Below are 24,031 nucleotides of genomic sequence, written 5' to 3' on the forward strand. Positions count from 1 at the left end.
GCCTGCTGGTGACGCTAGGCACCGGCCGCGCCGCCCGTGACCCGAATGCACCCCCGATGACCCACCCGTGCGGAGGTCGAGACGCTCGGCCGGCGCCGGGTGACCCGTTCGGGTGGGGCCGCATGGCCCGGACGGGCCGGCGTGTGCGCGACGTACCGGGGATGTGGTCGTGGCTAGGCTCTGCCCACTTCTCGGAAAGGCAGGACACAGCTGTGAGCACGATGAACGACGTTGAGGCGGTCCGCGCGCAGTACGCGTCGGAGCGGAACCTCGAGACCCGCCGGTCGGTCTGGCACCCGACCGCCGACGGTCGCGACCCGGTCGAGGTGGCCGCGGCGGTCGTCCGCGCCACCGGCGCCCGCGCCGTCCTCGAGGTGGGCTGCGGGACCGGCGCCTTCGCGGAGCGGCTGGTGGGGCAGGACCCCGAGGCCACGGTGGTCGCCACCGACCAGTCCGAGCGGCTCGTCGAGCTGACCGCGGCCCGCGGCGTGGACGCCCGGGTCGCCGACGTGCAGGACCTGCCGTTCGCCGACGCGTCGTTCGACCTGGTGGCGGCGCTGTGGATGCTCTACCACGTGCCCGACCTCGACCGCGGTCTCGCGGAGGTCCGCCGGGTGCTGCGTCCGGGCGGCCGGTTCCTCGCCGTCACCACCGGCGACGAGCACACCGCCGGGCTGCGTCGCGACGCCGGCGGCGAGGCGCTGGTGACCCAGTTCAGCAGCGAGAACGGCGAGGAGGCGCTGCGGCGCCACTTCGACCACGTCAGCCGCGAGGAGCTGCGCACCCGGGCCGTCTTCCCCGACCACGGCGCCGCGCAGGCCTACCTCGACACCATGGGCGGCGAGTGGCGGCTGCCGCACTTCGACGGCCCGCGTGAGTACGCCGGGCACGTCACGGTCTTCCTGGCGTCCTGAGACGACTCGACCCGCCACGGGGTCCGTGGCGGGTCGAGGTGGAGAACCGGCTCAGTACCAGCCGAAGGACTGGCTGTGGCCCCAGGCGCCGCAGGGGCTGCCGTAGCGGTCCTGGATGTAGCCCAGGCCCCACCGGATCTGGGTGGCCGGGTTGGTCGCCCAGTCGGCGCCGGCGCTGGCCATCTTCTCGCCGGGCAGCGCCTGCGGGATGCCGTAGGCCGACGAGCTCGGGTTGTCGGCGTTGACGCGCCAGCCCGACTCGCGCGTGTAGAGCGAGTCGAGGCAGCCGAACTGGTCGGCGGAGAACCCGAACTCCGGCAGCAGCGCCCGGGCGATGTCGCGGGGGTCGTCGTCGGCGATGCTCTCGTGGCGGGTCATCGCCGGGCCGTCGTCGGCGGCGAGCGCTGCCTTCTTGGCCGGGTCGGCGGCGGCGCGCCGGTCCGCGGAGCGCGAGGTGACCTCGGCGCGCCGCTCCTCGAGCTGCGCCGGGGTCAGCGGCGCGGCGACGTTGCGGCCGAGGTCCTCGGAGGCGTTGCTGACGCTCGTGGGGCTGGAGAGCATGCCGCCCGAGACGGCCACGCCGGTGGCGGCGACGGCGACCGAGGAGATGACGACGGTGTTGCGCAGGACCTTCTTCGGGGCCTGGGTGACGATCGAGGACGCTGGAGCCTGACGGTGCTTCGGGACGTACTTCTCACGCTTCGGCACAGGGGAACTCACGGGGTAGACGACTCGGGGGTGACCCTCCGTGACCGGTTCTGGCGCGATGGGGCTCGGCGGTTGGTCACGAAAAGATCTCGAGCCACCCTGCACGAGTGAGCAGGTGAGGGCAAACCGAATGGCCCATTTGGGGGGGACTTCTGGGGGAAAAGTGGCGGGGATCTCTCGCCATGTGTCACATGAATCACACTGACCACATCAAGCACACCGGCCCCACGCCTGCAGCTCGTACGACGTGGGGCCGGCGCTGACGGGCCAGCCCGTTCGGGCTGGCCCGTCACCGCAGCTGCCTGGGTCAGAGCGTGACGTGCTCCAGCATCTCGGTCACCAGCGCCGCGATCGGCGAGCGCTCGGACCGGGTGAGGGTGACGTGGGCGAACAGCGGGTGCCCCTTGAGCTTCTCGATGACGGCCACCACGCCGTCGTGGCGACCGACCCGCAGGTTGTCGCGCTGGGCGACGTCGTGGGTGAGCACCACCTTGGAGTTCGCCCCGATCCGGGAGAGCACCGTGAGCAGCACGTTGCGCTCCAGGGACTGCGCCTCGTCGACGATCACGAACGCGTCGTGCAGCGAGCGACCACGGATGTGGGTCAGCGGCAGCACCTCGAGCATCCCCCGGTCGAGCACCTCGTCGATGACGTCGGGCGAGGTGATCGCGCCCAGGGTGTCGAAGACCGCCTGGCCCCAGGGCGACATCTTCTCCTGCTCCGAGCCCGGCAGGTAGCCCAGCTCCTGGCCGCCGACCGCGAAGAGCGGCCGGAACACCACCACCTTCTTGTGCTGGCGACGCTCCATCACCGCCTCGAGGCCCGCGCACAGCGCCATCGCCGACTTGCCGGTGCCGGCGCGCCCACCCAGCGACACGATGCCGACCTCGGGGTCGAGCAGCAGCTCCAGGGCCACCCGCTGCTCCGCGGACCGGCCGTGGATGCCGAACGCCTCGCGGTCGCCGCGCACCAGGTGCACCTGCTTGTCCGGACCGACCCGGCCCAGCGCCGTACCCCGCTCGGAGAGCAGCACCAGCCCCTGGTGGCAGGGCAGGTCGCGGGCCTCGGCGAGGTCCAGCACGCCGTCGTCGTACAGCTCGTCGAGGTCGGCGGCAGCCACCTCGAGCTCCGCCATCCCGGAGTAGCCGGTGTCGGAGTCGGAGACTGCCTCGGCGCGGTACTCCTCGGCGTCGAGGCCCACCGCGGACGCCTTGATCCGCAGCGGCAGGTCCTTGGAGACCAGGGTGACGGCGTGCCCCTCGTTGGCGAGGTTGCGCGCGACCGCGAGGATCCGGGTGTCGTTGTCGCCGAGGCGGAAGCCGGACGGCAGCGACGCGGGATCGGTGTGGTTGAGCTCGACCCGGATGGTCCCGCCCTCCTCGCCCACCGGCACCGGCTCGTCGAGCCGGCCGTGCACGATCCGCAGCTCGTCGAGCATGCGCAGGGCGGTGCGGGCGAAGAACCCCAGCTCGGGGTGGTGCCGCTTGCCCTCCAGCTCGGTGATGACCACCACCGGGAGGACGACCTCGTGCTCGGCGAACCTGCGCAGGGCCCCGGGGTCTGCCAGGAGGACGCTGGTGTCGAGGACATAGGTGCGGACGGACGGTGCGCTGGAGGTGGCGCGCTGGGTGTTCTGGGTCTTCTTGGCCTGCGACGGCACGGTGTCACCCCTCACGGGCCGACGCGCGCACTCCTCGCCCCGGCCCTAGTTCATGCAGGTGGACCGGGATGGAGCCCGAAGACCGGAGTGCCGGCCTCCGATCGCACGGCAGGGATCCACCTGCCGTGCGGTGCAGTCGTGAGCGTTCACGAGCGGGCCTCCCGATACGGAGAGCTTCCCCACTCCCCGTTACTTCGGAAGGTACGCCGGGTGGTGGCACCTGCGCGACGACACGCCCGAACGCGCGGGTGAACTCGATGTTGCGATCCGATGACGGGGACCGGTGGGGTTGTCGGCCGACTCCTGTGCTTGTCGGCCGTTGCAACGGTCGACAACTACAGGAGTACCCGGCCGGCCGGGGAGTCCTGCGACGCTACGCGCCGTACCGCCGCTCGCGCTGAGCGTAGGCCCGGATCGCACGCAGGAAGTCCACGCGCCGGAAGTCGGGCCAGTACGCCTCGCAGAAGTAGAACTCGCTGTGCGTGCTCTGCCAGAGCAGGAAGCCGCCGAGGCGCTGCTCGCCCGAGGTGCGGATCACCAGGTCGGGGTCGGGCTGGCCCTTGGTGTAGAGGTGCTCGGCGATGTGGTCGACGTCGATGACCTCGGCCAGCTCCTCGAGCGTCATCCCCTTCGCCGTGGCGTCCTGCAGCAGCGAGCGCACCGCGTCGGCGATCTCGCGGCGACCGCCGTACCCGACCGCGACGTTGACCAGGATCCCGTCGACGTCGCGGGTGGCCTCCTCGGCCGCCTTGAGCCGCTGCGCGGTGGAGGCGGGCAGCAGGTCGAGCGCCCCCACGGGGTGCAGGCGCCAGCGCCGCTGGTCGGCGAGCGACGCCACGGCCTCCTCGATGATCTGCAGCAGCGGCTGCAGCTCCTCGGGAGGACGGTTGAGGTTGTCGGTGGAGAGCAGCCACAGGGTGACGTGCTCGATCCCGGCCTCCTCGCACCAGCCGAGCAGCGGCTCGATGTTCGCGGCGCCGGCGCGGTGGCCATGGGCGGTGTCGGCGCCGACGGCCTTGGCCCAGCGGCGGTTGCCGTCGAGCATGACGCCGACGTGCTTGGGCAGCTTGTCGCTCGGCATCCGGCGGAGCATCCGCGCCTCGTACGCCGGGTAGAGCACCCGCCTGATGCCACGCTTCCAGTCCGCCACGACCTCGATGCTACCGACAGCGCCCTCCCCCAGAGGTCCCGACGCGGGGTGAGGCAGACCATGGCTCAGATGGGGGAGGACTCCGGGCGTGTCGCGGGGCCACCCGGTACCGTCGAAGCATGAGTCACCCGATGAACGAGGCGATCCGCCACGGTCTGGACCACCTCGGCGACACGATCGCCGAGGTGAAGCCCAGGCTCCGCGGCTGGCTGCACCTCGGCATCGCGCCGCTGATCCTGGCCGCGGGGATCGTGCTGATCGCGCTGTCCCCCACCACCACGACGCGGATCGGGTCGGTCGCCTTCATCGGCACCGCGCTGATCCTGTTCACCGTCTCCGCGATCTACCACACCGGCACCTGGTCACCCCGGGTCTGGGCGTTCCTGCGCCGCTTCGACCACGCCAACATCTTCCTGCTGATCGCCGGGTCCTACACGCCGTTCAGCCTGCTGCTCCTCGAGGGCTCGCAGCGCATCTGGCTGCTCGCCACGGTGTGGGTGGGCGCGATCCTCGGCGTGCTGTTCCGGGTCTTCTGGACCGACGCGCCGCGCTGGCTCTACGTCCCGCTCTACATCGCCATGGGCTGGGCCGCGATCTTCTTCATCCCCTCCTTCCTCGACGGTGCGACGAAGCTGGGCGTCGGGGTGGGCATCGCCACCTTCACGATGATCTGCGTCGGCGGCGCGCTCTACACGATGGGTGGCGTGGTCTACGGCTTCAAGCGCCCCAACCCGTGGCCGCGCTGGTTCGGCTTCCACGAGGTGTTCCACACCTTCACGATCCTCGCGTTCGTCTCCCACTACGTCGGCGTCTCGCTGGCGACCTACGCCCTACGCTGACCCGGGCCGCCCGCCCGGCGCCGGCCCCCGCCCCCAGGCGATGGAGAGCGACACGGCGTGGTGCCACGCGGCGAGCTCGGCGTCCCGGCGCTCCGCCGTGATCCGCGACCGCCACTCCGCGGCCCGGTGCCAGTGCGAGCGCAGCACCTGCCGGTCGGGCCAGTAGCCCACGGCGAGCCCTGCGGCGTACGCCGCACCCAGCGCCACGCTCTCGGCCATCATCGGCCGGATCACCGGCACGTCGAGCACGTCGGCGACGGTCTGCATGAGCAGGTTGTCGGCGGTCATCCCGCCGTCGACGGCCAGCCACGTCATCGGCACCTGCGCGTCCTCGATCATCGCGTCGACCACGTCCCGGGCCTGCCACGCGGTCGCCTCCAGCACCGCCCGGGCGATGTGCCCCTTGGTGACGTAGGAGGTCAGCCCGACCACGATCCCCTGCGCCTCGCTCTCCCAGTACGGCGCGTACAGCCCCGAGAACGCCGGCACGACGTAGCAGCCGCCGTTGTCCTCCACGCTCGCCGCGAGGGTCTCGATCTCCGCGGCGGTGCGGATCAGGTCGAGGCTGGTGCGGCACCACTCGACGAGGGCGCCCGCCTGGGCCACCGCCCCCTCGAGGGCGTACGTCGTCGGCTCTCCCTCCACCGTGTGCGCGACCGTCGTGATCAGCCCGGAGCGGGACCGCACGACCTCGGTGCCGGTGTTCATCAGGAGGAAGCTGCCGGTGCCGAACGTGCACTTGGCCTGGCCCCGCTCGAAGGCGGTCTGGCCGAACAGCGAGGCCTGCTGGTCGCCGATCACAGCACTGATCGGGATGCCCGGCACCGGGTCCCGGGTCACGCCGAGGACCCCGATCGAGGGCCTGATCTCCGGCAGCATCGAGGCCGGCACCCGCATCGCCTCGAGCAGCTCGGGGTCCCAGGTCAGCGACTCGAGGTCCATCATCAGGGTGCGGCTGGCGTTGGTGGCGTCGGTGACGTGCAGCCCGCCCGAGAGGTTCCACACCAGCCAGGTGTCCATGGTCCCGAAGAGCAGCTCGCCGCGCTCGGCGCGCTCGCGGATCGCCGGGTCGCTGTCGAGGATCCAGCGCAGCTTCGGGCCGGAGGGGTACGCCGACAGCGGCAGCCCGGTCCGGCGGGTCAGCTCCTCGGCGTCGAGGTGCCCGACCAGCTCCGGGAGCCCGCCGGCGGTCCTGGTGTCCTGCCAGACGATGGCCGGTGCCACCGGGCGGCCGGTCGCGCGGTCCCACACGACAGTGGTCTCGCGCTGGTTGGTGACCCCCAGCCCGACCACCTGCTCGGGACCCACCCCGGCGTCGCGGAGCGCCTGCGGCACCAGCTCGCGGGTGATGTTCCAGATCTCCTCGGCGTCGTGCTCCACCCAGCCGGGCCGCGGGTAGGACTGGCGGTGCTGGCGCTGGGCCACCGACACCATGCGGCCCTCGCGGTCGAACAGCAGGCAGCGGGTCGAGGTGGTGCCCTGGTCGACGGCGGCGACGTACTGCGTCGTCACGGCCGGCCGTGCCCGAGCTCGCGCGAGATCGACCGGCCGGCCGAGACGACCTGGGTCACCAGCGCCTGGCGCGGCCGCTGCCGGCCGTCGCACAGCCCGTCGACCCGGCCGACCACACCGACCGCGGCCACCACGAAGCCGGCGCGGTCCCGGACCGGGGCGGCCAGCCCGACGGCCTCCGGCTCGGCCTCCTCCACCGCGGCCGCCCAGCCGTGGTCGCGGACGTCCGCGAGCTCGCGGCGCAGGCTGGCCGGGTCGGTGATGGTCCGGTAGGTGTGGCTCTCCAGCTCCCGGCCGGCCAGGCGGCGCAGTGCCCGGGGGTCGTGCGCGAGCAGCACCTTCCCCAGGGCGTCGACGTGCAGCGGCTGGACCGTGCCGGTCAGCGAGGTCTGGCGGCTGCCGTCGGGACGGAATACGTGGTGCACGACGGCGACCCGGTCGCCGTCCAGGGTGCCGAGCAGGGCCGCCTGGCCGGTGCGCGCGGCGAGCGCGTCGGTCCAGTTCAGCGCCCGGGCCCGCAGCTCGTTGTGGTCGAGCGTCGTCGCCCCCAGCTGGAGCAGGCCCGCGCCGACGGCGTACAGGCCGGAGTCGGGGTCCTGGTCGACGAAGCCCACGTCGCGCAGCGTCTGGACCAGGCCGTGCACGGTGGCCTTGGCCAGGCCCAGCGTGTCCGCCAGGTGCGCCAGGCTGGTCGGCCGGTTCTCGGCCGAGAGGGCCTGCAGGATGGCCGCCGCACGCTCGACGGACTGGACGCGGGCGGGCATGGTGTGACCCTAGCCACACCGGCAAGGCGGAGCACGGTTCGCCGGTTCGGCGATGGCGAACGACGCCGCGTTCGACGATGCCGAACGCAGGCCGTTGTGGTGGCCGTCACTCCTGCCTAACGTCCCACGCCACATCCCAAGCACGTCGACACGAGGAGCAGTCGTGGCACATCTCGGAAAGCGGACGTTGGTGGGTGAGCTCGTGGCAGAGTTCGCCGGCACCATGATCCTGATCCTGTTCGGAGTGGGAGTGGTGGCGCAGGTCGTCACCGGGGACGGGGCGCTCGGCGACCACGACTCCATCGCCTGGGCCTGGGGACTGGGCGTCACCTTCGGCGTCTACACGGCGGCCCGCATCAGCGGCGCCCACCTCAACCCCGCCGTCACGGTGGCGCTGGCGGCGTTCGCCGGCTTCTCGTGGCGCAAGGTGCTGCCCTTCGCCCTGGCGCAGACCGCCGGAGCGTTCGTCGCGGCGCTGCTCGTGCGCTGGGTCTACGCCGACGCGATCGCCACGGTCGACCCCGGCCACACCATCGCCACGCAGGGCATCTTCTCCACGCTGCCGGGCAACGGCGCCCTGGACGTCAGCACCAGCACGGCGCTGTTCGACCAGGTGATCGGCACCGCGATCCTGCTCTTCCTGATCCTCGCGGTCACCGACTCGCGCAACGACGCCCCGGTCGCCTGGATGGCGCCGTTCATCGTGGGCCTGATCGTGGTCGCGATCGGGATGGCCTGGGGCACCAACGCGGGCTACGCGATCAACCCCGCGCGTGACTTCGGCCCCCGGCTCGCGTCGTTCATCACCGGCTACGGCACGGCCTTCGAGGACCAGCGAGGCTCGCTCTACTTCTGGGTCCCGATCGTGGGCCCGCTCATCGGCGGCCTGCTCGGCGCCGGCGCCTACCGGCTGGCCATCGGCCGCTTCATGCCCGACGACGACGAGGACGACGAGGTCGGCGAGGTCCCGACCGGCGAGCCGCGCGTCCACCACCGCACCCCGGCCGCGTCCACCCGCGCCTGACCCCCGTCACCGAAACCCCACCACCGCGAGGAGCACACCATGACCGAGTACGTCGGAGCGATCGACCAGGGCACCACCAGCACGCGCTTCATGATCTTCGACCACGGCGGCAACGAGATCGCCCGCCACCAGCTCGAGCACGAGCAGATCATGCCGAAGGCGGGCTGGGTCGAGCACAGCCCCTTCGAGATCTGGGAGCGCACCAGCTCGGTCATCAAGACCACCCTGGCCCGCGCGGGCATGAACGGGTCGGACCTCGCGGCGCTCGGGATCACCAACCAGCGCGAGACCACCGTGGTGTGGAACAAGAAGACCGGTCGCCCCTACTACAACGCGATCGTCTGGCAGGACACCCGCACCGACAGCATCGCCAAGGCGCTCGACGGCGACGGCCGGGGTGACGTGATCCGCCGCAAGGCCGGGCTGCCGCCGGCGACGTACTTCTCGGGCGGCAAGATCCAGTGGATCTTGGACAACGTCGACGGCGTGCGCGAGGCGGCCGAGTCGGGCGACGCGATCTTCGGCAACACCGACTCCTGGCTGCTGTGGAACCTCACCGGCGGCACGCGCGGCGGGGTCCACGTCACCGACGTGACCAACGCCAGCCGGACCATGCTGATGGACCTCGAGACCCTGGACTGGGACGACGAGCTGCTGGAGATGTTCGGCATCCCCCGCCAGATGCTCCCCGAGATCCGGCCCTCGTCCGACCCGTCGCTCTACGGCCACACGCTGGAGGACGGTCCGCTGGGCGCGGAGGTCCCGCTGCCGGCCGCGCTCGGCGACCAGCAGGCCGCGATGGTCGGCCAGGTCTGCCTGGCCCCCGGCGAGGCCAAGAACACCTACGGCACCGGCAACTTCCTGCTGCTCAACACCGGCAAGGAGCTGGTGCGCTCGGAGAACGGCCTGCTCAGCACCGTGTGCTACCAGTTCGGCGACCAGCCCCCGGTCTATGCGCTCGAGGGCTCGATCGCGGTGACCGGGTCCGCGGTGCAGTGGCTGCGTGACCAGCTGGGCATCATCAGCGGCGCGTCCCAGAGCGAGACGCTGGCGCGCGAGGTGCCCGACAACGGCGGGGTCTACTTCGTGCCCGCGTTCTCCGGCCTGTTCGCGCCGTACTGGCGCTCCGACGCGCGCGGCGCGATCGTGGGCCTGTCGCGGTTCAACACCAACGCCCACCTCGCCCGGGCCACGCTCGAGTCGATCTGCTACCAGAGCCGCGACGTCGCCGACGCCATGGAGAAGGACTCCGGGGTGAAGCTGGAGGTGCTCAAGGTCGACGGCGGCGTGACCGCCAACGACCTCTGCATGCAGATCCAGGCCGACGTGCTCGGCGTGCCGGTCAGCCGGCCGGTGGTCGCCGAGACGACGGCGCTCGGCGCGGCGTACGCCGCCGGGCTCGCGGTCGGCTTCTGGAAGGACCCCGAGGAGCTGCGCCAGAACTGGAACGAGAGCAAGCGCTGGGAGCCGCAGTGGTCGGAGGAGCAGCGCGAGGAGGGGTACGCCGGCTGGCGCAAGGCCGTGACCCGCACCCTGGACTGGGTGGACGTGAAGTGATCGCGTCGACGTCGAGGGCCACGCCACTGGACCCGGAGAGTCGCGCGGCCGCGCTGCGCGAGATGGCGCGCGAGCCGCTGGACGTGCTGGTGATCGGCGGGGGCGTCGTGGGCGCCGGCGCGGCGCTGGACGCCGCCACCCGCGGCCTGCGGGTCGGGCTGGTCGAGGCACGCGACTACGCCTCCGGCACCTCGAGCCGCTCGAGCAAGCTGATCCACGGCGGCCTGCGCTACCTCGAGCAGCTCGACTTCGGACTGGTCCGCGAGGCGCTGCGCGAGCGCTCGCTGATCCTGAACCGGCTCTGCCCCCACCTCGCCCGCCCGGTGCCGTTCATCTACCCGCTCCAGCACCGGGTCTGGGAGCGGTTCTACGTCGGCAGCGGCGTGCTGCTCTACGACACCATGGGCGGGCGCCACGGCGTGCCCACGCACCGGCACCTGACCCGGCGTCAGGCGCTGCGCGAGTTCCCGTCGCTGCGCAAGGACGCCCTGGTGGGGGCGATCAAGTACTACGACGGCCAGGTGGACGACGCGCGGCACACGATGATGCTGGCCCGGACCGCCGCCCACTACGGCGCGCTGTGCGCCACCAGCACCCGGGTGACCGGCTTCCTGCGCGAGGGGGACCGGGTCAGCGGTGCCCGGGTGCTGGACCTCGAGACCGGGGAGCGGCTCGAGATCCGGGCGCGGCAGACCATCAACGCCGCCGGGGTGTGGACCGACGAGATCCAGGAGATGGTCGGTGGTCGCGGGCAGATCAACGTGCGCGCCTCCAAAGGCGTGCACATCGTGGTGCCCCGCGACCGGATCCACGCGCAGTCCGGGATCATCGCCCGGACCGAGAAGAGCGTGCTGTTCATCATCCCGTGGGGCGAGAGCTGGCTGATCGGCACGACCGACACCGACTGGGAGCTCGACCTGGCCCACCCGGCGGCGAGCCGGTCGGACGTCGACTACCTGCTCGAGCACGCCAACCGGCTGCTGAAGACGCCGCTCACCCACGAGGACGTGGTGGGGGTGTACGCCGGGCTGCGACCGCTGCTCTCGGGCGAGTCCGAGGACACCAGCCAGCTCTCGCGCGAGCATGCGGTGGTCAGCCCGGTGGCCGGCCTGGTGATGGTCGCCGGCGGCAAGTACACGACGTACCGCGTGATGGCCAAGGACGCCGTCGACGCGGTGTCGCACTCCTTCACGCGCAAGGTGCCGGCCTCGTGCACCGAGACCATCCCGCTGGTCGGCGCGGAGGGGTACGCCGCGCTGTGGAACCAGCGCGAGCAGCTGGCTGCGGAGTCGGGGCTGCACCCGGCACGGGTCGAGCACCTGCTGGGCCGCTACGGCTCGCTCGTCGGAGAGCTTCTCGCGCTCCTCGAGGAGCGGTCGGACCTCGCCGAGCCGCTGCACGACGCGCCGCTCTACCTGCGGGTGGAGGCCTACTACGCCGCGCTCGCCGAGGGGGCCCTGCACCTCGACGACATCCTGACCCGGCGCACCCGCATCTCCATCGACACCCCGGACCGCGGGGTCGCGGCCGCCGAGGAGGTCGCGGCGCTGGTGGCCCCGGTGCTCGGGTGGGACGACGCCCGGGTCAAGGGCGAGGTCGAGCACTACCGCGCCCGGGTCGCGGCCGAGCTGGACTCCCAGCAGCAGCCGGACGACCGCACCGCGGACGCCGCGCGGCTCGGCGCCCCGGACGTGCGGACCGCCGCGGCCGGCTGACGGGCCGACCGCGGCTCACGCGGCGAGCCCGGCTCGGGGCGGGCTCGCCGTGCGGCTGCCAGGGCGCGTCTCTCAAGTCGGCGCCGTCGCGAGCGGGTTTCGCGCCGTACCTGGCAAGGCGGAGGCGCGAAGGCGGGACGGAGTCCCGACGAGTCGCCGACAACGCCGCCAGATCGGGTGCGAGAGCCCGCGCAGCAGGCGCCCCGGCTTGAGAGTCGTGCCCTAGCGCTTCGGGATCGTGGTCCCGCGCCCGTGCAGCATCGTGATCATCTGGGCCAGCTGCGACTCCGCCTTCTCCGTGCGGGTGAACGAGGTGAGCGTCAGCAGTGGCTTGAAGCGCTGGCGGGCGATCGCCTTCGGGTAGGTGAACTCCCGGAGCCCGTCCGGCCCGTGGATCCGGCCGAAGCCCGAGTCGCCCACGCCGCCGAACGGCAGGCTGGGGATCGCCGCGAACGTGATGACGCCGTTGATGGCGGTCATCCCCGAGCGGATCCGGGCGGCGATCTCCATCGCGCGCTCCTTGCCGAAGACGGTCGACCCGAGGCCGTAGCGGGTCGCGTTGGTCCGGGCGATCGCCTCCTCCATGTCGCGCACCTTCGCCACGGTCACCGTCGGACCGAACGTCTCCTCCTGCACCGCCAGCGAGTCCTCCGGCACGTCGACGAGGATCGTCGGCTGCACGAACCGCTCCCCCACCGCACCGGCCCCGCCGACCACCGCCCGGCCACCGCGGTCGAGCGCGTCCTGGATGTGGCGGCGGATGACGTCGAGCTGCTTGGGCATCGTGATCGGCCCGATCTGCGCGTCCGGGCCGTCGTCCGCGCGCAGGCCCCGGGCCTTCTCGGTCAGGGCGGCGAGGAAGTCGTCGTAGACCTTCTCGTGGACGTAGACCCGCTCGACGCCGGTGCAGGTCTGCCCGGCGTTGCTGCACGCGCCCCACAGGGCGGCGTCCGCGGCGGCGTCGACGTCGGCGTCCTCGTCGACGATCACGGCGTCCTTGCCACCGGCCTCGATCACCACCGGGGTCAGCGTCTCAGCGCAGGCCGCCATGACGAGCTTGCCGGTCGCGGTCGAGCCGGTGAACGCCACCTTGTCGACGCCCGCGCGGCACAGCGCCGCACCGGTCTCGCCGTACCCGGTCACGACCTGCAGGACCGGCCGGCCGACGGCCTGCAGGAAGGTGCGGGCCAGCCACTCCCCGACGCCGGGGGTGTACTCGCTGGGCTTGAAGACCACGGCGTTGCCGGCCGCGAGGGCGTACCCGATCGAGCCCATCGGGGTGAACACCGGGTAGTTCCACGGCCCGATCACGCCGATGACGCCCAGCGGGAGGTACTCCACCGTCGCCGCCTGGTTGGACATCACCAGGCCCGGCGAGACCCGCCGCCGCTTGAGGACCTTCTCGGCGTGGCCGGCCGCCCAGGCCAGGTGGTCGATCGCGAGCGCGGCCTCGAGCAGGGCGTCGCCGTGCGGCTTGCCGGTCTCCTGGTGCATCAGGTCCGCGAGCTGCGCGACCCGTCGAGTCATCACGCCCTTCCACGCCGAGAGGTGCCGGTCCCGCTCGTCGAAGGAGAGCGCCGACCACCACGCGGCGGCCTCGCGGGCGCGCCCGACGGCGGCCCGGACCTCCTCCTCGGTGTGCACGGGGTGGGTGCCGACGACGTCGCCGGTCGCAGGGTTCAGCGAGTCGAACGTGGCGGTCCGGTCCTCGATCTGCGTCATCGCGACCTCCTCATCTCGTCGGCCACCTTCTCGGCGACCATGATCGTGGGGGCGTTGGTATTGCCGCGCGGGACCGCCGGCATCACCGAGGCGTCGACCACGCGCAGCCCCTCGACACCGCGGACCCGGAGGTCGGCGTCGACGACGGCCTCCCCCGAGCCCATCGCGCAGGTGGACACCGGGTGGTAGAGCGTCTGCGTCCAGGTCCGGATGTGCTCGACGAGGTCCTCGTCGGAGGGGTTGTCCGGCAGGTTCCACGGCCGGTCCAGGAAGCGGCTGACGGCGCCCTGCGTGCAGATCTCCCAGGTACGCCGCGCGCCGGCGAGCAGCGCGTCGAGGTCGGTCTGGTCCTCGAGGTACGCCGCGTCGATCGCCGGGTGCCACGACGGGTCGGCGGACCGGAGCCGGATCGAGCCGCGGCTGGCCACGGACACCAGCGTGGGCGCGGCCGTGAACATCCGGCTGGTCGGCTCGTTGAAGCCGTTGTCGTAGAACCCCGACGGCGCCGAGTGGATCTGGATGTCGGGGGCGGGCAGCCCGTCGCGGCTGGCGAAGAAGGCGCCGGCCTCGCCGACGTTCGAGGCCAGCGGCCCGGAGCCGCGGGCCTTCCACCGCACGAAGTTGCGCACGTTGTTGAGCTGGGCCAGGTCGCTGATGCCGCGGGTGTACCAGAGCAGCGGGACCACCGGGTGGTCCTGGAGGTTGGCCCCGACACCGCCGAGGTCCACCTTGCTCTCGATGCCGACCTCCGCGAGGTGGTTGCCGGGGCCGATGCCCGAGAGCATCAGCAGCTGCGGGCTGTTGATCGCCCCGCCGCACAGCAGCACCTCCCGGTTTGCCCGCACGGTGTGCTCGGTGCCGCCCTGGCGGAACGTCAGCCCGGTGGCCCGCTCCCCCTCGAGCTCGACCCGGCACGCGAGGGCGCCGGTGGCGACGGTGAGGTTGGACCGGCCGCGGGCCGGCTTGAGGTAGGCCTCGTTGGTCGACCAGCGCCGGCCGCCCTTGCAGGTCACCTGGTAGAGGCCGGCACCCTCCTGCTCGGCACCGTTGAAGTCGTCGGTCGGCTTCAGCCCCGCGCTCACCGCGCTGTCCACGAAGGCGTGGCTCAGGTCGTGGGTGTAGCGACGGTCCTCGACGTGCAGCGGCCCGCCCTGGCCGTGGAACGGGCCGCCCAGCCGGGCGTTGTCCTCGGCCCGCTTGAAGTACGGCAGCACGTCCTCGTAGCCCCAGCCGGCCGCGCCGTACTGGTCGCGCCAGGAGTCGTAGTCGGCCCGGTTGCCGCGGATGTAGATCATCGCGTTCATCGACGAGCACCCACCGAGCGCCTTCATCCGCGGCCAGTAGGCGCGCCGGTTGTGCAGCTGCTTCTGCTCGGTGGTCGTGTAGTTCCAGTCCCAGCGGGTCTTGAACATCGTGGGGAACGCCGCCGGGATCATCACCTCGTCGGCATCGGCCTCGCCGCCGGCCTCGAGGAGCAGGACGCTCACCGCGGCGTCCTCGCTCAGCCGGGCCGCGAGCACCGCCCCAGCGCTCCCGGCACCGACGATCACGTAGTCGTAGCTCTCCGCAGGCATGTGACGTCCTTCACTCAGAGGGTGATGCCGAACCTACCCCCCGGTAGGGCGCCACGAAATGGCTTGGCGGAATCACCGGTGCACCGGTGATTCCTGACGTTCTCAGCCGGTGCAACGCCCGAGAACATCAGGAACCGGCTGAGAAGTCCGGCCCGGCAGGCCGGGGCCGACGATCGCCGGGATCACCCGCCGGGCAGCAGCACGGGGTCGGTGACGGGGCGCTCGCAGACCTGGCCCCGGCAGACGTACGCCGCCGCCCGGCCGTCGACCGCGGTCCGGCCGGCGAGCAGCGGGACGTCGTCGCGCGGCCCGTCGGAGACCACCACCACCGCGCCGGGGATGCGGCGGGCCCGCTGCTCGAGCGCGTCGCGGTCCGGGCCGGCCGGCCCGACGACCGCGATCTCCAGCGGCCCGTCGAGCATCGCCTCGGCGGCGGCCAGCGACCAGCCGGCGAACCGCGGCGCCTTCTCGGCGAGGGTCGCGACCGTCGCGAGCGCCTCCTCGGCGGCCTGCCGGTGCCGCCCCGAGCCGGTCAGCGCGGCGTACTTCGCGAGCGCGTGCACGGTCGCCGAGAGCCCGGAGGGGCTGGCGTTGTCGGAGGGGTCACGCGGCCGGGCGACCAGTGCCTCCGCGTCCGCCGCGGTGTCGAAGAAGCCGCCGTCCTCGGCCCGGAACCGCTCGAGGGCGTCGTCGAGGAGGACCCGTGCGCGCTCCAGCCAGACCGCGTCCCCGGTGGCCTGCAGCAGCGCGAGGTAGCCGGACGCCACGCAGCCGAGGTCCTCCAGCACCGCCGCGTGCCGCCCGACGGCGCCGTCCCGGGAGACCCGCCGCAGGCGGCCCTCCACCATGTGCGTCGTCGCCAGCAGCTCACCGGCGGCGACCGCCGCGTCGACGTACGCCGGCTCGCCGAGCAGCAGCCCGGCCGCGCAGAGGGCCGAGACGGCCTGGCCGTTCCAGGCGGCGACCACCTTGTCGTCGCGCTCGGGCCGGACCCGGGTCTCGCGCGCGGCCAGCAGCACGGCCCGGACGTCGGCCAGTCGCTGCGCGCCCGGTCCCTCCGGGTCCCGGGGCAGCTGCAGCGTGGAGGCGCCGTGCTCGAAGGTCCCCTCCGGCGTCACCTCGAAGACCTGGGCGGCCCACGCCCCGTCGTCGGGCCCGAGCACCTCGACCAGCTGCTCGGGGGTCCAGGCGTAGAACCTGCCCTCGACCCCCTCGCTGTCCGCGTCCAGCGCGGAGGCGAACCCACCCTCGGCCGTGCGCAGCTCACGGAGCAGGAAGTCGGCCGTCTCGCGGGCGACCCGATCACCCAGCGGCCCGCCCCAGCGTGCGTAGACGCCGAGCAGCTGGGCGTTGTCGTAGAGCATCTTCTCGAAGTGCGGCACCACCCACCCGGCGTCGACCGAGTAACGCGCGAAGCCACCGCCGAGCTGGTCGTAGATCCCGCCGCGCGCCATCGCCTCGCAGGTCGCGTCGAGCATCGCGTGCGCGGCGTCGTCGTCGGTCCGTGCGACGTGGCGCAGCAGCAGCTCGAGCACCATCGACGGCGGGAACTTGGGCGCCCCGCCGAAGCCGCCGTTGCGCCCGTCGAACTCCTTCGCAAGGGTCTGCACCGCGGCGTCGAGGGTGCCGCCGTCGATCGAGCCGGGAGCCAGCGCGGCCTGCCGCTGCAGGTGCTCGCGCAGGTTGTCCGCGACGCGGCGCACGTCGTCGCCACGGTTCTGCCAGGCGTCCACCAGCGCCTGCAGCAGCTGCCCGAACGACGGCTGCCCGTGCCGGGGCTGGTCCGGGAAGTAGGTGCCGGCGAAGAACGGGTTGCCGTCGTGGTCGAGCACGCAGGTCATCGGCCAGCCGCCCTGGCCGGTCATCGCCGTGGTGGCCTGCATGTAGACCGCGTCCACGTCCGGCCGCTCCTCGCGGTCGACCTTGATGCTGACGAAGTGCTGGTTCAGGTAGCCCGCGACGACGTCGTCCTCGAACGACTCGTGCGCCATCACGTGGCACCAGTGACAGGCGGCGTACCCGACGCTGAGCAGGATTGGTGCATCACGGCGCCTTGCTTCCTCGAACGCCTCCGGTCCCCACTCCCACCAATCCACCGGATTCTCCGCATGCTGGAGCAAGTAGGGGCTCGTCGCGTGGGCAAGGCGGTTGGCCATTTCCTATGACTCCTGACGAGTGGCACGTGCATCACTTCCGTTGGAGTGATGCACGAGAGTGATGCACGAAAAGGCGTACGATGGCTTCTCCAGCGTAGGAGGTCTCGTGGCGACCCGTTCTCAGCCGAAGCTGCTCGCGCAGGGGAAGCCGCGCACCCTCGGCGGCAGCACGCGGCCGTGGCGGGTGCGGCTCTACGCGCCCGCGCCGGGCAGCAACAAGTACCAGGTGTACTTCAAGGCGCCGGCCGGCGAGGGCGAGCCGTGGAAGCGGGTACTCCGCCGAGCCGCCTCTGAAGAGGAAGCGCGCAAGATCTTCGCCCAGGCCGAGGCCGCGCTCGACACCGAGCAGGCAATGCCCGTCGGTGCCGATGTCCGGGCGTCGCGGACCATTCGGATGCTCGGCGAGGAGTACCTCAAGGACAGCATCGAGCGGGGCAAGCAGCCGCGGACGATGGAGCAGCGCGAGTCCCGCCTCAACGCCCACATCCTCCCGACGATCGGCGATGTGCCGGTGACGAAGTGGCGGATCGATCACAGCCGCCTCGTCATGGAGAAGGGCTCGAAGACGCTCTTCTCCCAGCGCGGTCGCGAGGACCTCCGCGGGCAGCTCGCGGCCATGCGGAAGCTGGCGTGGAGGCTGGGCTGGCTGGACAGGTCGATCGATCCGCTCGACGGATTGTCGATCGGGCGGGCCAACGTCCTCCACGGAGCAACCGCGCAGTACGTCGATCCTCGGCTTCGACCCGAGACGCGCCAGGTCCGCGCGATGGCGGCAGGTGCCGATCAGCTGTGCGGTCCCGACGGCACTGATCCGCTGATGACTCGGCTTCCGCTGCTCGGCACCAAGATCCGCGTCGCCGGCTTCGGCGGCCTGCGCCTCGGCGAGCAGAACGCACTGCGTGCGATCGACGTGTTCTTCGAGCACGGCTACGTCCACGTCAACGGCTCCTGGATCACGCCGCGCAAGGCGCCCGGCTTCCGCGGCCCGGTGAAGAACCACATGCTTCACGAGGTCCCGCTGCCGAGGTCGCTCATGCACGACGAGCTGCTCCCCCGCGTCAAGGAGTTGCTCGGCCTCCCCGCGAAAGCGTCACTCCAGCAGGTGATCAACGCCCAAGAGGCCGAGCGCCAGCGCCGCGCCTCGCTGGCGGCACGGTCTAGGAACCGCAACCTCGGCTGGTGGAACTACCCCGTCCCGCCCGAGGACGAGCTCTGGCTCTTCGTCGACACCGTCAGTGGCCTGCCCGTGAAGCCCGAGATGCACAACAACCGCTGGCACCGCGTCCGCGAGTGGGTCGAAGAGAACGACCCTGACAACGCCTGGCCGAAGACGATCGTCTACCGCAACCTCCGCCACCACGCCGCGACGAAGTGGTTCCACGAGGAGCTCGGAGAACCCTGGGAAGTCGTCGCACAGTACCTCGGCGACAAGCTCACGACGGTGCTCAACCACTACGTCCGCGCTGGCGAGGACGCCCTGCGCGGCTCGGTCAACAAGCTCGCAGAGCGCTAGACCCCACGACTAGTCGGACGGCTCAATGTGCTCACGAGCGCAAATCCCCGCAGGGGCAGGAGCTAAGCCGTAGGTTCGTCGCCATGCCGGATGAGGAGGTGCAGGAGCGCGGACGCGAAGGCGTCGGCATGGTCAAAGCATGGCTCGAGGCGACGACCTGGATGGAGTTTCCCGCGAACGCCTACGAAGACGGCACCCGCTGCACGGTTCCGCTGCTGTCGGGGAAGAAGAAGTTCGACCTCCGCGGACATCATCTGGGCGACAAGAGCCAACGTCGCGGGCTCTCGGTCGAGTGCAAGCGTTACAAGACCAAGGGCGGTCAGCTCAAGGAGTTCCGCCGCTTCCTAGCGATCGCCTACAGCGCCCATGCGAAGCAGATCGAGCTCGTCGGCGACTGGAACGAAGACTTCCTCTGGGTAACGAGCAACCCGTTCGCCACCGATACGTGGGCGTCGCTGCGCACCGAGGACTACCTCCTCGAAGCCGTTCACGATCCGGCGAATCAAGATGTCCTAGGCGAGGGGCATGATGTCGACGAGAAGTTGGCGCGTCGAGTCGCGTCGGGCATCTGGCTCCTTGTCTTCGATGAGAAGCAGATGGACGTCACCCTCACCGCTCAAGAACTTCGGCAAGTCATGACCGTACTGAATCGACAGGGGCCTGGGCTGTGGCAACACTGACAGAAGCAATGTCGTCCGCCGAGGGCGAGACCGACCTGCTGGAGTACGTCCGCAAGGTTAAGGCCGCTGTGATCGCTTCCGTGGAGGAGATGAACCCTGGGGTCCTGATCGAGGACACTGGGCATTTCAACCACAGCGCGGCACCGGACCTTGTACTCACTTGGCCCGGGCGTAAGGGCGACCGCCCCCTGTACGTTCGCCGCTCCTACCAGGAGCTCGATGCGGGCCACGATGTCGAGCGACTCGCCCCGCTCGCCCCCATCTTCCTGTCAGTCGGCCCCTCGAGTGGATCCACAGGCACGACTGAGCGGCCATCCATCTCACCAAACGACGCGAAATCTGTCCTGGTAACGAACGCTGCCACCGTTGACCTGTTCACCGAGCGTCGCGAGTATCCAGCGTCGCCGTTGACCAACGCCGTCGCGGCCAAGATTCTCCATTCCGGCCAGGGATTGCTCGATGAGGACAAGGCGAGGCCCGTACTTGAAGCGACCCCGGAGGCGCTCAACGAGCTCGCCGACGTTCTGAGTGAAGACGCACTGTCGAGCGTGAGTGAGGTTGCATCCGTCGTATCCGCCGCTCACGGGGCGGTCGTCCCGCAGGTTGACGAATCGACCGTTCCCTTCACGAGTCAGGAGGCGCGCGACCTCCTGCCATGGCTCCTCCAGGACCCAGCAGTCACTGACGACCCATCGTTCTGGCTGTACATCGCGAGCCGCACGACGTTGAAGCACCTAGAAGATCTGGCAGACGAGCTTCGGGACATCGAGCTCTCTCGGATCTGCGGACAGGGTTGGCTCCTCTGGACACCGCAGCGCGGCTATCTCGGCCTGAACGTGGACGACGGCGAGGATCGCAGCGACGGCTGGTTCATGAACGGCCGTTTGCTCACATACCAAAACGGAACCGCCGCGTTCAGGTTTGCGACCTATGGACAGGCACTCAAGGAACGTGGCTCCGTGTCGAGCGCGACGTGGGATGCGATCCAAGGTGGTCTCCGCGACACCGTGCTCAAGCAGATCGCACTCCGCGGTCTCGCCCGGGTGATCCGCATCGACGGAGCCGATTCAGGCAACGTGCGCGACGATGTCGATGCCGTCGTCGAGTCGGTCGAGGATCGCTACTACGTGGATGAAGTCACCGTTCAGTACGGGACCGCTGATGAAGAGCGGCTCGTGCGGCTGGCACTGGGAGATCAACTCGCGCACAACCTGGGCAAGGCATCGATCCGAGATGTTTTACTCACGCTGGCCCGGATCGGCGCGTACCGCGACCCCGTAGACCTGTCCGCATTGCTTCAGTAACGGCTCGAGGCCGTCGCGCCTGACTAACAGAGTTCTCGAGGACGGCTGGGAACGGAGTGTGCGGCAATCGAGGCGGCCAGATCCTCCCGCAGCGAACCTGCTGCGATCAATTGCTGCTCCAGGTCGTCGCACAGACCCAAGAGCGTGTCTACGGCCTCCACGATTCGTAGCTGCTCCGCGAGCGGAGGGACCGCAACAGCGAGTGCTCCAATGCGATCGCGCGTCACATTGCTCATGGTGCTGGTTCCCGAGGATTCATCGGAGTAATACGCCTGAACTGCAGTGCTCTCGTTCAAGATCGCCCAGTAGCGGGTGGACGCCTCGTGGAGAAAGGTCAGCCTGATGTGCTTGTCCGACAGCATGAGACGCGACTCCGTCTCGGTCACGATGGCCCCTCGCCCGACGAGGCTCTTCGACCCGCTGGCGCGAATCATGACGAACTCGCCCGGCTGAACTTCCAATTTGGGCCGCGGCTCCAACGTGCGAGGAAGTTTCTTGTTCTCGTCTGGGTCGAACACCCCCCGCGACACGGCGCTCGTCTTGAGAACACCCCAGTCACCGGGGCCCGCCGACTCGACCATGCATTGGGGGCTCCAGCCTGAGTCACTAGCGATGAAGAACTGGTTAGCTCGTGCCCATGCCCAGCCGCTTGGCAGATCCGCGTCGCCGAGGGAAGCCGTCACCTCATCGAACTTCTTGGGCTTGCGGATCTCCTTGGCCCGGATCAGGCGGTCGCGCTCGGAAGCGATCTGATCGAGCAGCACTGCTGCGGGCAGGTCGGCCGGGTCCTGGTATGTCAGGCGCCCTCGGACAGCGAGGTCGAAGATCGTCTGTCGTAGGCGCTTGGCCGCGGCAAGGTCACCGTTCCCGGGCGCGAGGTGGAGGGCAATTCGCTCGGCGAACGATGAGATAGCCGCACGCACGTCCTCCGCCATTGCGGCGTCAGCCACGCGATGGAGCGCGGAAGCGGTGAGTGCCGAGCGCGCCTCGGTGCGCGCACCTTGCTGCTCGTCCAATTCATCGCACAATCCCATCAGCTCGTCAACGCGCTCGACGATGCGGAGCTGCTCTGCTGTGGGCGGCAGGGGAAACACCACCTTCGCCAACTTCGAGAGAGTCGTTCTGGTGATCGCGGAGCCCTTCATGCCTCCGCGAAGCGCGGACCTGACAGTTGGCGACCTCATCGCGATCAACAGGTAGCGATCGCTCAGACCGGGCCCAGGGCGCAACTGAGCCACGCTTGAAAGCATGCTGAAGGGCTCGCTGAGCTCAACCCGAGCAGCATTTCCAGTGGTTGCTCCGTCCTTCACGAACAGCACATCCCCGGGCCGGGGATCACACCGTGCCCAGATCTCCTCGTGATGCTCCGCCGACACGAAAGTCAATTCATCAAGCACCATGTAGCCGTCTTTGACGTTCTTCGCCGAGACGTAGGGATACGCGCCGCTCGGTCCGTTGGGCGGTGAGTGATGCGTGCCGTCTGTCAGTTTGAGCAAGACGTCCGAGAGCCACGCCCATGACCAGGTACCCGGAAGCTCGTACGGCTTGTCTCCCTCGGGGATCTCGCCACGTTGTGTCGGTGCTCGAATCTCCTTCGCCGCAATGAGGCCCGCCCGTTCGTTCCCGATACGCTCGATCACCTGAGCGCTGGGCTCGTCGGCCGGGTCTTGGTCGACGAGGTTTCCCGACACAGCCAGATCGAGGATCAGCGTCCGAAGCTTGTTGATGCCACCAGGCGCTTCTGCCACGTGGCCAAAGGAGTCGAGGAACGTCTCGCGGTTCACGTCAGCCCGACTTCGATCGCCGCGAGGAGGGCGTCGCGGAGGTTCGTGCGCGTTTGCTCAATCTCACCGAGTAGCGCTTCGTACTCCTCAAGCAGTTCATCGGGGTTGCGGTGCTCAGCGTCGACCTTGTTCGGATTGGCAACGTCGAGGTTCCAGTTGCTCGCCCTGATGTCGTCGATGGAGACCTTCCACGCGACTTCAGACTCGACTCGGCTCCCCCACCATGCCTTCTCCGCCTCGAACTCCTCGATACGGATCGGCTTGGTCTTCGAGTAGTTCTTGTAACCGACCGGGTACTGGTGTTCGTAGTACCAGATGTCGGTGGTCGGCTGACCTTTCGCAAAGAACAGCAGGTTCGTCGCGATCGACGTGTACGGGTTGAAGACGCCCTTGGGGAGCCGGACCACGGTGTGGAGGTTGCAGTCGGTGAGCAGCTTCTCCTTGACGCGGGCCTTCACGCCGTCACCGAAGAGGGTGCCATCGGGCAGGACCACCGCCGCGCGTCCGCCCTCCTTCAGCAGATGCTCGATGAGCACCAGGAACAGGTCGGCGGTCTCGCGGGTGCGGTACGCCTGCGGGAAGTTGTTCTCGATGCCGGGCTCTTCGGTGCCGCCGAAGGGAGGGTTGGTCAGGATGACGTCGACCCGGTCCTTGTTGCCGTAATCGCGCAGCGGCCGGGCCAGTGTGTTGTCGTGGGCGACGTTGGTAGGCACGTCGATGCCGTGGAGCAGCATGTTGGTCGTACACAGCAGGTGCGGCAGTTGCTTCTTCTCGACACCACGGATTGACGCCTGGAGTCTCGCTTCATCGTCCGGCGTTCGGACGTGGTGCGCGCGAACGTGCTCGATCGCGCCGGTCAAGAAGCCGCCAGTTCCGCAGGCCGGGTCGAGAACCGTCTCGCCGAGTTGGGGCGCAACCATGTCGATCATGAACTGTGTGACCGCGCGGGGTGTGTAGTACTCACCACTGTTGCCTGCGCTCTGCAGGTCCTTGAGGATCTGCTCGTAGATGTCCCCGAACAGGTGTCGATCCTCTGAGCGGTTGAAGTCGATCTCGTTGATCTTGTTGACGACCTGGCGGATCAGGGTCCCGTTCTTCATGTAGTTGAAGGCGTCCTGGAACACGTTGCCGATGACGCTCGCCCGGCCGCTCGTCGAGGTCTCCGCGAACTCCTTCAGCGTCGGGAAGAGTTGGTTGTTGACGAAGGCGAGCAAGGCGTCCCCGGTGATGCCTTCCTTCGGTGCCGCCCAGGTGCGCCAACGCAGCTCTGAGGGGATCGGCGACTTGTAGTCGTCATCCAACAGCTCAGCCTCGGCCTCGCGGTCGTCGAAGATCTTCAAGAAGAACATCCAGGCGAGCTGCCCGATCCGCTGGGCGTCGCCGTCGATGCCGGCGTCTTGCCGCATGATGTCTTGGATCGTCTTCACGGTGGCGCTGATAGTGCTCAAGAGGTTC

General features: G+C 70.0%; 18 protein-coding genes. 8 read left to right on the plus strand and 10 right to left on the minus strand.

Features of this window, described 5'->3' with window-relative positions:
• Positions 1–221 precede the first annotated feature (221 nt).
• Positions 222–914 (plus strand): class I SAM-dependent methyltransferase, encoded by a 693-nt coding sequence (locus ACFO9I_RS02605; protein WP_379177920.1) that lies wholly within the window; start codon positions 222–224, stop codon positions 912–914.
• Positions 915–965: 51 nt separating this feature from the next.
• On the opposite strand, the gene ACFO9I_RS02610 is transcribed toward ACFO9I_RS02605, so the two are convergent.
• The 3 genes from ACFO9I_RS02610 to ACFO9I_RS02620 form a co-directional block, all read right to left on the minus strand.
• Positions 966–1,622, minus strand: coding sequence for a lytic transglycosylase domain-containing protein (locus ACFO9I_RS02610; RefSeq protein WP_379177501.1), 657 nt, complete (start codon positions 1,620–1,622; stop codon positions 966–968).
• A gap of 307 nt (positions 1,623–1,929) precedes the next feature.
• The gene (locus ACFO9I_RS02615) at positions 1,930–3,282 is read right to left on the minus strand and encodes a PhoH family protein (protein ID WP_379177503.1); all 1,353 of its coding nucleotides are present in this window, start codon (positions 3,280–3,282) and stop codon (positions 1,930–1,932) included.
• Between the two features lie 373 nt (positions 3,283–3,655).
• Positions 3,656–4,432 (minus strand): isoprenyl transferase, encoded by a 777-nt coding sequence (locus ACFO9I_RS02620; protein WP_379177505.1) that lies wholly within the window; start codon positions 4,430–4,432, stop codon positions 3,656–3,658.
• A gap of 119 nt (positions 4,433–4,551) precedes the next feature.
• Here ACFO9I_RS02620 and trhA point away from each other — a divergent pair, with 119 nt between their 5' ends.
• Positions 4,552–5,271: a PAQR family membrane homeostasis protein TrhA gene (gene trhA, locus ACFO9I_RS02625; RefSeq protein ID WP_379177507.1), complete on the plus strand. Its 720-nt coding sequence runs from the start codon at positions 4,552–4,554 to the stop codon at positions 5,269–5,271.
• Here trhA and glpK (ACFO9I_RS02630) read toward each other — a convergent pair.
• The gene (gene glpK / locus ACFO9I_RS02630; RefSeq protein ID WP_379177509.1) at positions 5,263–6,783 is read right to left on the minus strand and encodes a glycerol kinase GlpK; all 1,521 of its coding nucleotides are present in this window, start codon (positions 6,781–6,783) and stop codon (positions 5,263–5,265) included. The two genes, trhA and glpK (ACFO9I_RS02630), sit on opposite strands and share 9 nt — an antisense overlap.
• A complete protein-coding gene (locus ACFO9I_RS02635) occupies positions 6,780–7,547 on the minus strand; it encodes an IclR family transcriptional regulator (RefSeq protein WP_379177511.1) in 768 nt (255 codons plus the stop codon). Before ACFO9I_RS02635 ends, glpK (ACFO9I_RS02630) begins: the two co-directional genes overlap by 4 nt.
• Before the next feature lie 163 nt (positions 7,548–7,710).
• Here ACFO9I_RS02635 and ACFO9I_RS02640 point away from each other — a divergent pair, with 163 nt between their 5' ends.
• From ACFO9I_RS02640 to ACFO9I_RS02650, 3 genes are all read left to right on the plus strand, one after another.
• Positions 7,711–8,571: an MIP/aquaporin family protein gene (locus tag ACFO9I_RS02640; protein WP_379177513.1), complete on the plus strand. Its 861-nt coding sequence runs from the start codon at positions 7,711–7,713 to the stop codon at positions 8,569–8,571.
• Positions 8,572–8,610: 39 nt separating this feature from the next.
• Positions 8,611–10,128, plus strand: a complete 1,518-nt coding sequence (gene glpK / locus ACFO9I_RS02645; RefSeq protein ID WP_379177515.1) for a glycerol kinase GlpK — start codon at positions 8,611–8,613, stop codon at positions 10,126–10,128.
• 62 nt (positions 10,129–10,190) lie between these two features.
• The gene (locus ACFO9I_RS02650; RefSeq protein ID WP_379177922.1) at positions 10,191–11,843 is read left to right on the plus strand and encodes a glycerol-3-phosphate dehydrogenase/oxidase; all 1,653 of its coding nucleotides are present in this window, start codon (positions 10,191–10,193) and stop codon (positions 11,841–11,843) included.
• 222 nt (positions 11,844–12,065) lie between these two features.
• Here the strand turns inward: ACFO9I_RS02650 and ACFO9I_RS02655 are convergent, their stop codons facing one another.
• The 3 genes from ACFO9I_RS02655 to ACFO9I_RS02665 form a co-directional block, all read right to left on the minus strand.
• Complete coding sequence (locus tag ACFO9I_RS02655; protein WP_379177517.1) at positions 12,066–13,565, minus strand: aldehyde dehydrogenase family protein; 1,500 nt, start codon at positions 13,563–13,565, stop codon at positions 12,066–12,068.
• The gene (locus ACFO9I_RS02660) at positions 13,562–15,139 is read right to left on the minus strand and encodes a GMC family oxidoreductase (RefSeq protein ID WP_379177519.1); all 1,578 of its coding nucleotides are present in this window, start codon (positions 15,137–15,139) and stop codon (positions 13,562–13,564) included. Before ACFO9I_RS02660 ends, ACFO9I_RS02655 begins: the two co-directional genes overlap by 4 nt.
• A gap of 182 nt (positions 15,140–15,321) precedes the next feature.
• Complete coding sequence (locus ACFO9I_RS02665; RefSeq protein WP_379177521.1) at positions 15,322–17,295, minus strand: thioredoxin domain-containing protein; 1,974 nt, start codon at positions 17,293–17,295, stop codon at positions 15,322–15,324.
• A gap of 106 nt (positions 17,296–17,401) precedes the next feature.
• Here ACFO9I_RS02665 and ACFO9I_RS02670 point away from each other — a divergent pair, with 106 nt between their 5' ends.
• The 3 genes from ACFO9I_RS02670 (at position 17,402) to ACFO9I_RS02680 (ending at position 20,792) form a co-directional block, all read left to right on the plus strand.
• Positions 17,402–18,808 carry a hypothetical protein gene (locus ACFO9I_RS02670; protein ID WP_379177523.1) on the plus strand — a complete coding sequence of 469 codons (1,407 nt, stop codon included), beginning with the start codon at positions 17,402–17,404 and terminating at the stop codon, positions 18,806–18,808.
• Between the two features lie 83 nt (positions 18,809–18,891).
• Entirely contained in the window at positions 18,892–19,488 is a 597-nt protein-coding gene (locus tag ACFO9I_RS02675) for a hypothetical protein (protein WP_379177525.1), read from the plus strand.
• Positions 19,476–20,792 (plus strand): hypothetical protein, encoded by a 1,317-nt coding sequence (locus ACFO9I_RS02680; protein ID WP_379177527.1) that lies wholly within the window; start codon positions 19,476–19,478, stop codon positions 20,790–20,792. The genes ACFO9I_RS02675 and ACFO9I_RS02680 overlap by 13 nt, the downstream gene beginning before the upstream one ends.
• A gap of 23 nt (positions 20,793–20,815) precedes the next feature.
• Here ACFO9I_RS02680 and ACFO9I_RS02685 read toward each other — a convergent pair whose 3' ends face one another.
• Entirely contained in the window at positions 20,816–22,576 is a 1,761-nt protein-coding gene (locus tag ACFO9I_RS02685; protein ID WP_379177529.1) for a restriction endonuclease subunit S, read from the minus strand.
• Positions 22,573–24,024 (minus strand): type I restriction-modification system subunit M, encoded by a 1,452-nt coding sequence (locus ACFO9I_RS02690; protein ID WP_379177531.1) that lies wholly within the window; start codon positions 24,022–24,024, stop codon positions 22,573–22,575. The genes ACFO9I_RS02685 and ACFO9I_RS02690 overlap by 4 nt, the downstream gene beginning before the upstream one ends.
• Positions 24,025–24,031: the final 7 nt, after the last annotated feature.

The sequence above is a fragment of the Nocardioides sp. GCM10023255 genome, assembly GCF_042653125.1.
In the GTDB taxonomy this organism is placed as follows: Bacteria; Actinomycetota; Actinomycetes; order Propionibacteriales; family Nocardioidaceae; genus Nocardioides.

What these genes read in the sequence shown, in the direction of transcription:
- ACFO9I_RS02605 (WP_379177920.1), top strand. Translation starts at nt 222, where the DNA reads ATGAACGACGTTGAGGCGGTCCGCGCGCAGTACGCGTCGGAGCGGAAC.
- glpK (WP_379177515.1), top strand. Translation starts at nt 8,611, where the DNA reads ATGACCGAGTACGTCGGAGCGATCGACCAGGGCACCACCAGCACGCGC.
- ACFO9I_RS02655 (WP_379177517.1), bottom strand. Translation starts at nt 13,565, where the DNA reads ATGACGCAGATCGAGGACCGGACCGCCACGTTCGACTCGCTGAACCCT.
- trhA (WP_379177507.1), top strand. Translation starts at nt 4,552, where the DNA reads ATGAGTCACCCGATGAACGAGGCGATCCGCCACGGTCTGGACCACCTC.
- ACFO9I_RS02635 (WP_379177511.1), bottom strand. Translation starts at nt 7,547, where the DNA reads ATGCCCGCCCGCGTCCAGTCCGTCGAGCGTGCGGCGGCCATCCTGCAG.
- ACFO9I_RS02650 (WP_379177922.1), top strand. Translation starts at nt 10,191, where the DNA reads ATGGCGCGCGAGCCGCTGGACGTGCTGGTGATCGGCGGGGGCGTCGTG.
- ACFO9I_RS02665 (WP_379177521.1), bottom strand. Translation starts at nt 17,295, where the DNA reads ATGGCCAACCGCCTTGCCCACGCGACGAGCCCCTACTTGCTCCAGCAT.
- ACFO9I_RS02675 (WP_379177525.1), top strand. Translation starts at nt 18,892, where the DNA reads ATGCCGGATGAGGAGGTGCAGGAGCGCGGACGCGAAGGCGTCGGCATG.
- ACFO9I_RS02660 (WP_379177519.1), bottom strand. Translation starts at nt 15,139, where the DNA reads ATGCCTGCGGAGAGCTACGACTACGTGATCGTCGGTGCCGGGAGCGCT.